Here is an 8,275-nt window from a genome sequence, read left to right on the forward strand (position 1 = left end):
GTGATGGCCACCACCCGCCCCTGGCACAGTCCGGTCATCACCGGAGCGGGCCGCGGGCTGGGGCGGGCGCACGCGCTCGCCTTCGCCGCCGAGGGCGCCCGGGTGGTCGTCAACGACCTGGGGGTCGGACGGGACGGCCGGCCCGAGACGGACGGCGCGGACCCCGCCCGGGCCGTCGTCCGGGAGATCCGCGAACGGGGCGGCCACGCGGTGGCGCACCACGGCGACATCACCACCGACCAGGGCGCGGCCTCCCTCCTGGACACCGCCCTGGACACCTACGGCGGACTGGACACCCTGGTCAACAACGCGGGCTTCCTCCGCGACCGGATGCTGGTCAACCTGGCGGAGGACGACTGGGACGCGGTCATCGCCGTCCACCTCAAGGGCCACTTCCTGCCGCTGAAGCACGCCGCCGCCCACTGGCGCGCCCGGCACCGGGCCGGCCGGACCCCGGTCGCCCGGGTGGTCAACACCAGCTCCGGGGCCGGACTGCTGGGCAGCGTCGGACAGAGCTGCTACACGGCGGCCAAGGCGGGCATCCTGGGCCTCACCCTGGTCGCCGCCGCCGAACTCGCCCGGTACGGGGTCGCGGTGAACGCCATCGCCCCGGCCGCCCGCACCCGGATGACCGAGCAGACCTTCGCCACCGCCATGGCCGTGCCGAACGACCCGGACGCCTTCGACGCGATGGCCCCGGAGAACGTGTCCCCGCTGGTGGTCTGGCTCGGCTCGGCGGCCTGCACCGCGTGCACCGGACGGGTCTTCGAGGCCGAGGCCGGACGCATCACCGTGATGGACGGCTGGCGCCGGGGCCCCACCGAGGACCGGGCGGCGCGCCGGACCCCGGCCGAGGCCGGGCGGACGGCCACCCGGCTGCTCGCCCGGGCCCCGGCGCCCCTGCCGCCCTATGGCACCCGCTGACACCCCGCCGTCCCCGTCCGTGGCGCTAGGACGCCGAGGCTGCTGGCCGTGGCGAGGCCGAAGAGGGGGACGGCGACGCCGATGCCGGCGTAGACCCGGCAGACGCGGTGCAGTGTCCGCAGGCTCGCCCGTGCCTCGGCGTCACGGGAGTCGCCGAGGGCGCGGCGCAGCGCCGCGGGGAACATGCTCGCGGCGACCGTGACCGGGCCGACAGCGACGATGGCGGCAAGGACGTGCAGGGACAGCAGGATCTTGGTCATGCCTGGCGCTCCGGGGCGGTCCGGTGCTCGAGGGCAGTGCCCTGGGCGCGCCGGCCCTGCGCGGAGACCGGCTCGACGGTCACCGCGCCACCCGGTGCCGCGCCACCGGCGTACCGCACCTCATAGGGGGCGACGGCATCGAGCGGGTCGAAACCGTCGAACAAGACGATCTGGATGTGCACGGGCGTTCCTCCGGGGTCGATCCCTCTGCGACGCGTTGAAGTCAACCGTCTGCCGACCCGGTGGCCCAGTGGCGCGAGTGACAGATCCCAACGGGAAATCGCCAGGCGCCTCCCAGCGGCTTGGAAACACGGTGACATGTGGTTTTCCCGCCGCTGATCGGGGATCCCGCGTACGGTGGCCGGGTAGCTTCCCGCCATGCACACAGTCGCCGTTCTCGCGCTGGACCAGGTGATCGCGTTCGACCTGTCCACCCCGATCGAAGTCTTCTCCCGGACCCGTCTGCCCGACGGGCGGCCCGGCTACCAGGTCCAGGTGTGCGCCGAGGGCGACGAGGTCGACGCCGGCGCCTTCGCCCTGCGCGCCCCCCGGGGCCTGGAGGCACTGCGGGAGGCGGACACGATCATCGTGCCGGGCGTCACCGACCCGACGGTCCCGCCCTCCACCGCCGTACGCGACGCGCTGCGGTCGGCCGCCGCCGACGGCACCCGGATCGCCTCCATCTGCGTGGGCACCTTCCCCCTCGCCGCCACCGGGCTCCTCGACGGGCTGCGCGCCACGACCCACTGGCGCGCCGCCGGACTGCTGGCCGCGCTCCACCCCGACATCGACGTCGACCCGGACGTCCTCTACGTCGACAACGGCCAACTCCTCACCTCGGCCGGCGCGGCCGCGGGCCTGGACCTGTGCCTGCACATGATCCGCCGGGACTACGGATCGGCGGTCGCCGCCGACGCCGCCCGCCTGTCGGTGATGCCGCTGGAACGCGAGGGCGGCCAGGCGCAGTTCATCGTCCACGACCACGTCCCCGTACCGCAGGGCTCAGAGCTGGAGGCGCTGCTCGCGTGGCTGCGGGAGAACCTGGCCCGCGACCTCACCCTGGCCGACATCGCCGCGCGGGCCGGGACCAGCACCCGGACCCTGATCCGGCGGTTCCGCGACCAGACCGGCACCACCCCGCTCCAGTGGCTCCACCGGGCCCGCATCCGCCAGGCGCAGCACCTGCTGGAAACCACCGCGCACTCCGTGGAGCGCATCGGCGGCCAGGTAGGCTTCGGCTCGCCCACCACGTTCCGCGACCGCTTCAAACGCACCACCGGCGTCAGCCCCCAGACCTACCGACGCACCTTCGGCTGAACCGGTGGCACAAGGCCGCCGTCGATGCCGACCGATGCCATCGCTCCAGGCCGACCCCCGTGCACGGCAGGCGCGAGCCCCCCGGCTCAGCCCCGCACGGCCAGCGACAGGGCGAACCGGCCGGCCCGGTCGGTCCACCACTCCCGCAGCTCGAACCCGGCCGCGCCCAGCTCGGCGCGCACCCGCTCGGGGCGGAACTTCGCGGACACCTCGGTACGCATCTCCTCCCCGGCGGCGAAGTGCACGGCCAGGTCCAGGGCCGGGATCTTGGCGGTGAGCTCGGTACGGGCCCGCAGCCGCATCTCGATCCACTCGTTGCGGCGGTCCCACACGGCGACGTGCTCGAAGTCGTCCGGATCGAAGTCGGCACCCAACTCCCGGTCGATCACCGTCAGCACGTTCTTGTTGAACCGCGCGGTCACCCCCTGCGCGTCGTCGTAGGCGGCCACCAGGGTCGCCTCGTCCTTGACCAGGTCGGTGCCGAGCAGCAGCGCGTCCCCCGGCGCGAGCAGCCCGGCCACCGAGCCCAGGAAGGAGGCGCGCTCGGCAGGCAGCAGATTGCCGATGGTGCCGCCCAGGAACGCCACCAGCCGCGGCCCCGGGGTGTCCGGCAGCACCAGGCCCGACTCGAAGTCGGCGACCAGCGCGTGCACGGCGAGTTCCGGGTGCTCGGCCAGCAGCGCGCGACCGGCCAGGGTCAGCGCGCTCTCGCTGACGTCCACCGGGACGTACGCGGCCAACCGCGGCAGCGCCCGCAGCAGATGGCGGGTCTTCTCCGAGGAGCCTGACCCCAGCTCCACCAGGGTCCGGGCGCCGGTGGCCGCGGCGATCCGCGCCGCCCGCTCCTCGAGGATCTCCCGCTCGGCGCGGGTCGGGTAGTACTCGGGCAGCTCGGTGATCTGCTCGAACAGCTCGCTGCCGCGCGCGTCGTAGAACCACTTGGGCGGCAGCTGCTTGGGGGACCGGGTCAGTCCATGGGCCACATCGGCGCGCAGCGCCTCGGCGGTGGCGTCGGCGGGAAGGGTACGGGTGACGGTGAAGGGGCTCACGCGGCAGGCTCCTTGAGCGGGGTGCGGAGTACTTCGGTTCGGGTGGCGGTCAGCAGCGTGCGATCGGGTACCTCCGTCCACAGCGGATCCTCGTCATACGGCTCGGAGGCGACCACCGTGCCGCGCTCCGGGTCGGTGCGATACCACAGGGTGTCGCCCCAGGCGGTCGCCGCGATCACCTCCCCGTCGGTGAGCAGCAGGTTCAGCCGGGAGCCCGACGCCGCGGCGGCCACCGCCCGGACGGTGTCGGCCAGTGCCTCCGGAGCCGGATAGCCGTCCCGGATCCGGTACCGCACCAGCGCCCACAGCAGGGCCGCGTCGCACCGCGCCGCCAGCTCCAGCAGATCGGCGGGCGGCAGCCCGCCGGCCAGCCGGGCCAGCGACAGCGGCCAGCCCGGTACCGCCCCGTTGTGGCTGAACAGCAGGTTCTCGGCGGCGAACGGCGCTGCCGCGGCCTCCCCGTCCGGGGTGGCCACCGTGGCGTCCCGCACCGCGGCCAGCAGCGCGCCGCTGCGCACCACCCGGGCCAGATCGGCGAAGGAGGCGTCCGCCCAGATCGGCCCGGCCCGCCGGTAGCGGGCGGGCACCGGGTCGCCCGGCGCGTACCAGCCCACCCCGAAACCGTCGGCGTTCACCGTGCCGTGCGCCTGCCGGCGCGGCGCCCAGGACTGCCGGTACAGCGAGTGCGGCGGACGCAGCAGGATCTCGCCCAGCGCCACCCGCGGCCCCACATAGGCCAGGTGCCGGCACATCAGGACCACCCCCGGCCAGCGTCGGCGACGATCACCTTGGCGGCCCTCACCGCTCCTCCTCGCCCGCGTCGCGCGCGGTGCGGAAACCGCAGAAGATCTGGCGCCTGACGGGCAGGTCCCAGTTGCGGAAGGTGCCCCGGCAGGCCACCGGGTCGACGGCGAACGAGCCACCGCGCAGCACCTTGTACGCGCTGCCGAAGAAGACCTCGGAGTACTCCCGGTAGGGGAACGCGGCAAAGCCCGGATAGGGCAGGAAGTCGCTGGACGTCCACTCCCACACATCGCCCATCAGCTGCCGTACGCCCAGCGGCGAGGCGCCCGCCGGATAGCCGCCGACCGGTGCCGGGCGCAGATGCCGCTGCCCCAGGTTGGCGTGCTCGGGCACCGGATCGGCGTCGCCCCACGGGTAGCGCCGCGAGCGGCCGGTCACCGGGTCGTGGCGGGCGGCCTTCTCCCACTCGGCCTCGGTGGGCAGCCGGCGCCCGGCCCAGCGGGCATAGGCGTCGGCCTCGTACCAGCTGACGTGCAGCACCGGCTCGCCCGGCGGCACCGGCTCGGTCACCCCGAACCGGCGGCGCAGCCACTGCCCGCCCTCCCGCCGCCAGAACAGCGGGGCGCTCAGCCGCTGCTCGCGTACGTGCGCCCACCCCGGCCCGGTCCACCAGCGCCGCTCCCGGTAGCCGCCGTCCTCGATGAAGCGCAGGTAGGCGCCGTTGCTGACCGGCACCGTGTCGATGAAGAACGCGGGCACCTGGCGGCGGTGCGCGGGGCGTTCGTTGTCCAGCGCCCAGGGTTCGGTGGAGGTCCCCATGGTGAACGGCCCGGCCGGCACCAGCACCTCCGGGGGCAGGGCGTCCTGGGTGCCGTCCGCCGGCGGCTCGGGCGCGGTCAGCGCGGCCGGACCGCGGCGCAGCTGATGGGTGATGAGCATGGTCTCGTCGTGCTGCTGCTCATGTTGGGCGATCATGCCGAAGGCGAAGGCCGCCTCGACCAGCGGAGCGCCGCGCAGCGGGTGCCGTTCCAGCACGTCCAGCACCCGGCCGCGTACCTCGGCGGCATAGCGCCGGGCCTCGGCGGGCGGCAGCAGCGGCAGCGAGGGCCGCTCGGCCCGCGGGTGCTCGAAGGCGTCGTAGACGCTGTCGATCTCGGGCCGCAGCGCGGCGCGCCCGCCCACGTTCCGCAGGAGCCACTGCTCCTCCTGGTTGCCGATGTGCGCCAGATCCCACACCAGGGGGGACATCAGCGGGGAGTGCTGGGCGGTCAGCTCGTGGTCGTCGACGCAGTCGGTGAGCCGGCCGGTGCGGTCCCGCGCGGTGTGCAGCACCCGCACCACGCGCTGCCGCAGCTCGTCGAGGTCCCCGTACGCGACGGACGCGTGGTTGTCGGGGGAGTGGGGAGCGGTCATGACAGGTGCTCCTTCCCGCCGCGGTGGGCGAGCAGGTCGTCGGCGGGACATCGGCCATGGGCCACATAGCGGTCGGCGAACTCGGCCACCGCGGCCCTGATGGCCGGCGAGGCCCCGAGCCGGGGCAGCGCCTCCAAGGCGGCGGTGAAGCAGACCTGCGCCGCGGTCCGCAGCTCCGGATCGGCCAGCGCGTGCCGGGCGGCGTTGCGCCACAGCGGGTTGCGCGGCGCGGGGCGGGTCCCGGCCGTCTCGGCCAGGGGCTTGACCGCCCGGTACACCGTCTCGGCGGCCTCCGGATCGTCGAACACGGCCGCCGTCACGGCCAGCGGCACGATCCAGCCGTCCTCGCCCGGTTGGGCGTCGATCATCCGCAGCTCCAGATGGCCGCGCGGTCTCACCGGGGGAAAGAGGGTGGTGATGTGGTAGTCGAGGTCCTCGCGGGTGGGTCTGCGCGGCAGGCCGCCGCGCAGCCAGTCCCGGAAGGTGAGCCCGTCATCGGGTATCGGCCAGGGGCCGTCGCCGTCGCGGACGAACATCACCGGTGCGTCCAGCACGTAACCGGCCCAGCAGGCGCTGGGATCGGGGCCCGCGGGCGGGGCCAGGGTGCGGCCGGGATCCATCACGGACCACACCGCCTGCCGGGTGGAGCGGTAACCGGTGGGACTGCCCTCGCTCAGCGGTGAGTTGGCGAACGCGGCGGACAGCACGGCGCCCAGCAGATGGGCCAGCCGCCAGCGCCGGCCCAGCCCCAGCGGTCCGGGCTCGGCGCAGCCGGCGTCCAGGCACACCTGCACCGAGGCGGTGCAGCACATCATCGCGCGCCCGGCCGGTCCCCAGCGGTCGAAGTAACGTTCCATCGCGGCGTAGCGGCGGTCCGTCAGCAGCCGCCTGGGGGGATGCCAGGGGTTGTGGCCGTGGCCGGCGATGCCCAGGCCGAGCGGGGCGAGTAAGCGGCGGACCAGCGCCAGGTCGGCCGAGGTGGTCTCGACGCAGTGGGTCAGGGACTCCGACGGCCGCGAGCTGAGCTCCAGCTGGCCGCCGGGTTCGACGGTGAGCGCGGACCGCAGCGGCAGTTCGCGCAGTGCGGCGAGGGCGGCCTCCAGTCGGGCCGGGGGCACCGGGCTCGCCGGGTCGTGCAGATCGAGGATGAACCATTCCAGTTCGACTCCGACGAGCCGCGGCGGACCTGTTTTGAAGCAGATGCCCCGTAGATGGGCCTCCAGTTCGGCCTCGGCGGTCGCATCCTGCCCGGTCGCCTTGTGTTCGGGCACAGCTGTCATCTCCTGCTCCCGTTCCGGTCACCGGCCCGCGGCGGCGGGCCGGATATGCCGTCCATCACTCTCACGTGCCATGGACACCGGTCTCAAGGGTGCCTCCAGCCTTGCACAGGGCGCCCCGGTGTGCAGGGCGACCGGTGACGTTCCGTATACGCTCCGGATACATTCCTGCTCCGACCGGCACCGCGGACAGGCCGGTGCGGGTGACGCCGGAGGAACTCGGCGGTCGGACTTCCGTTCGGACGGCAACGCGCCGAGCAGGCCCCGGATACCCGCCGCACACCGCCGCCGTACGGCATGGCCACGGCGGACCAGCCGTCGTGCCGAGGCCCGGCCCCGGAGGGGAAAGCCCTGGTGAGCCGCGCGGACGCCGCCCGCGACTGCTGGGGGCGCGGGAGTACGGCGGACGGGTGGCGCTCTCGCCCGCGAGGCGCCGCGGCGCGCCCAGGACGGCGGCCCGTGACCCTATCGGGCTCCTCCTCCGACGGCTGCCGATTTCGAACCGGTGATCTGCACCCGTTCGGAGCGCCCGGCCTGCCGGGGTCGGGGGCGCGCCGTGAGTGACACTGGCCGCCTCGATCCTGATCCCGCCGAGGAGGCTACGCCGTGGTCATTTCGATCTCCGTGGTCCTGCTGCTCCTGATCTTCACGGTGATCTATCTGCGCCACGGCGGGCTGAAGTTCACCCATGCCCTGATCTGCACCCTGCTGGGATTCTGCCTCGCGGGCAGCAGCGTCGCGCCGACCATCTCGCAGGGCATCGCCGCCACCGCCGACATGGTCAGCAGTGTGCGCCCCTGAGCGAGCCCGGGGCGCACACTGCCGACCGCACCAACAGAGCGGATCAGCGGCCGATCTCCACGGCCTCCAGCACACCCAGGGCGTCCGGCACCAGGACCGCCGCCGAGTAGTAGGCGCTGACCAGGTACGAGGTGATCGCCTGCTCGTTGATCCCCATGAAGCGGACATTGAGGCTGGGCTCGATCTCGTCCGGGATGCCCGTCTGGTGCAGCCCCACGACGCCCTGGTTCTGCTCACCGGTGCGCAGCGCCAGGATGGAGCTGGTGCCCTGCTCGCTCACCGGGATCTTGTTGCACGGCAGCAGCGGCACCCCGCGCCAGGCACGCACCGATGTCCCCAGCACCTCGGCGCCCTGCGGATACAGGCCCCGGCTGTTGCACTCCCGGCCGAAGGCCGCGATGGTGCGCGGGTGCGCCAGCAGATACTGCGTCTTGCGCCGGCGGGCCAGGAGTTCGTCGAGGTCGTCGGGGGTGGGTGGCTGTCTCCTATA

7 protein-coding genes and 3 pseudogenes are annotated in these 8,275 nt (G+C 73.9%); 3 read left to right on the forward strand and 7 right to left on the reverse strand.

Annotated elements, in window-relative coordinates:
• Positions 1-3: 3 nt before the first annotated feature.
• Positions 4-924, forward strand: coding sequence for an SDR family oxidoreductase (locus E4099_RS25085; RefSeq protein WP_135341395.1), 921 nt, complete (start codon positions 4-6; stop codon positions 922-924).
• A 26-nt stretch (positions 925-950) separates the two neighbouring features.
• Here the strand turns inward: E4099_RS25085 and E4099_RS25090 are convergent.
• Positions 951-1,184: pseudogene (locus E4099_RS25090) on the reverse strand (hypothetical protein); the annotation flags it as partial.
• 47 nt (positions 1,185-1,231) lie between these two features.
• Positions 1,232-1,366 (reverse strand): annotated as a pseudogene (locus E4099_RS25095) (DJ-1/PfpI family protein); the annotation flags it as partial.
• Between the two features lie 196 nt (positions 1,367-1,562).
• Here E4099_RS25095 and E4099_RS25100 point away from each other — a divergent pair.
• On the forward strand, positions 1,563-2,501 hold the full coding sequence (locus E4099_RS25100) for a GlxA family transcriptional regulator (protein WP_135341389.1): 939 nt from the start codon (positions 1,563-1,565) through the stop codon (positions 2,499-2,501).
• Positions 2,502-2,587: 86 nt separating this feature from the next.
• On the opposite strand, the gene egtD is transcribed toward E4099_RS25100, so the two are convergent.
• From egtD to egtA, 4 genes are read right to left on the reverse strand one after another with little or no spacing between them, the layout of a single operon-like run.
• Positions 2,588-3,550, reverse strand: coding sequence for an L-histidine N(alpha)-methyltransferase (egtD, locus tag E4099_RS25105; RefSeq protein WP_135341390.1), 963 nt, complete (start codon positions 3,548-3,550; stop codon positions 2,588-2,590).
• Entirely contained in the window at positions 3,547-4,302 is a 756-nt protein-coding gene (gene egtC / locus E4099_RS25110; RefSeq protein ID WP_135341391.1) for an ergothioneine biosynthesis protein EgtC, read from the reverse strand. The genes egtD and egtC overlap by 4 nt, the downstream gene beginning before the upstream one ends.
• A gap of 46 nt (positions 4,303-4,348) precedes the next feature.
• Positions 4,349-5,707 carry an ergothioneine biosynthesis protein EgtB gene (egtB, locus tag E4099_RS25115; RefSeq protein WP_135341392.1) on the reverse strand — a complete coding sequence of 453 codons (1,359 nt, stop codon included), beginning with the start codon at positions 5,705-5,707 and terminating at the stop codon, positions 4,349-4,351.
• Entirely contained in the window at positions 5,704-6,987 is a 1,284-nt protein-coding gene (egtA, locus tag E4099_RS25120) for an ergothioneine biosynthesis glutamate--cysteine ligase EgtA (RefSeq protein ID WP_135341393.1), read from the reverse strand. Before egtA ends, egtB begins: the two co-directional genes overlap by 4 nt.
• A 603-nt stretch (positions 6,988-7,590) precedes the next feature.
• Here egtA and E4099_RS25125 point away from each other — a divergent pair.
• On the forward strand, positions 7,591-7,785 hold the full coding sequence (locus tag E4099_RS25125) for a hypothetical protein (RefSeq protein WP_135341394.1): 195 nt from the start codon (positions 7,591-7,593) through the stop codon (positions 7,783-7,785).
• Between the two features lie 43 nt (positions 7,786-7,828).
• Here the strand turns inward: E4099_RS25125 and E4099_RS25130 are convergent.
• Positions 7,829-8,275 (reverse strand): annotated as a pseudogene (locus E4099_RS25130) (Crp/Fnr family transcriptional regulator); the annotation flags it as partial.

This window comes from Streptomyces palmae (genome assembly GCF_004684805.1).
Classification (GTDB): Bacteria; Actinomycetota; Actinomycetes; order Streptomycetales; family Streptomycetaceae; genus Streptomyces; species Streptomyces palmae.

Coding starts and splice junctions, on each gene's coding strand:
- E4099_RS25085 (WP_135341395.1), top strand. CDS start 4: ATGGCCACCACCCGCCCCTGGCACAGTCCGGTCATCACCGGAGCGGGC.
- E4099_RS25100 (WP_135341389.1), top strand. CDS start 1,563: ATGCACACAGTCGCCGTTCTCGCGCTGGACCAGGTGATCGCGTTCGAC.
- egtC (WP_135341391.1), bottom strand. CDS start 4,302: ATGTGCCGGCACCTGGCCTATGTGGGGCCGCGGGTGGCGCTGGGCGAG.
- egtB (WP_135341392.1), bottom strand. CDS start 5,707: ATGACCGCTCCCCACTCCCCCGACAACCACGCGTCCGTCGCGTACGGG.
- egtA (WP_135341393.1), bottom strand. CDS start 6,987: ATGACAGCTGTGCCCGAACACAAGGCGACCGGGCAGGATGCGACCGCC.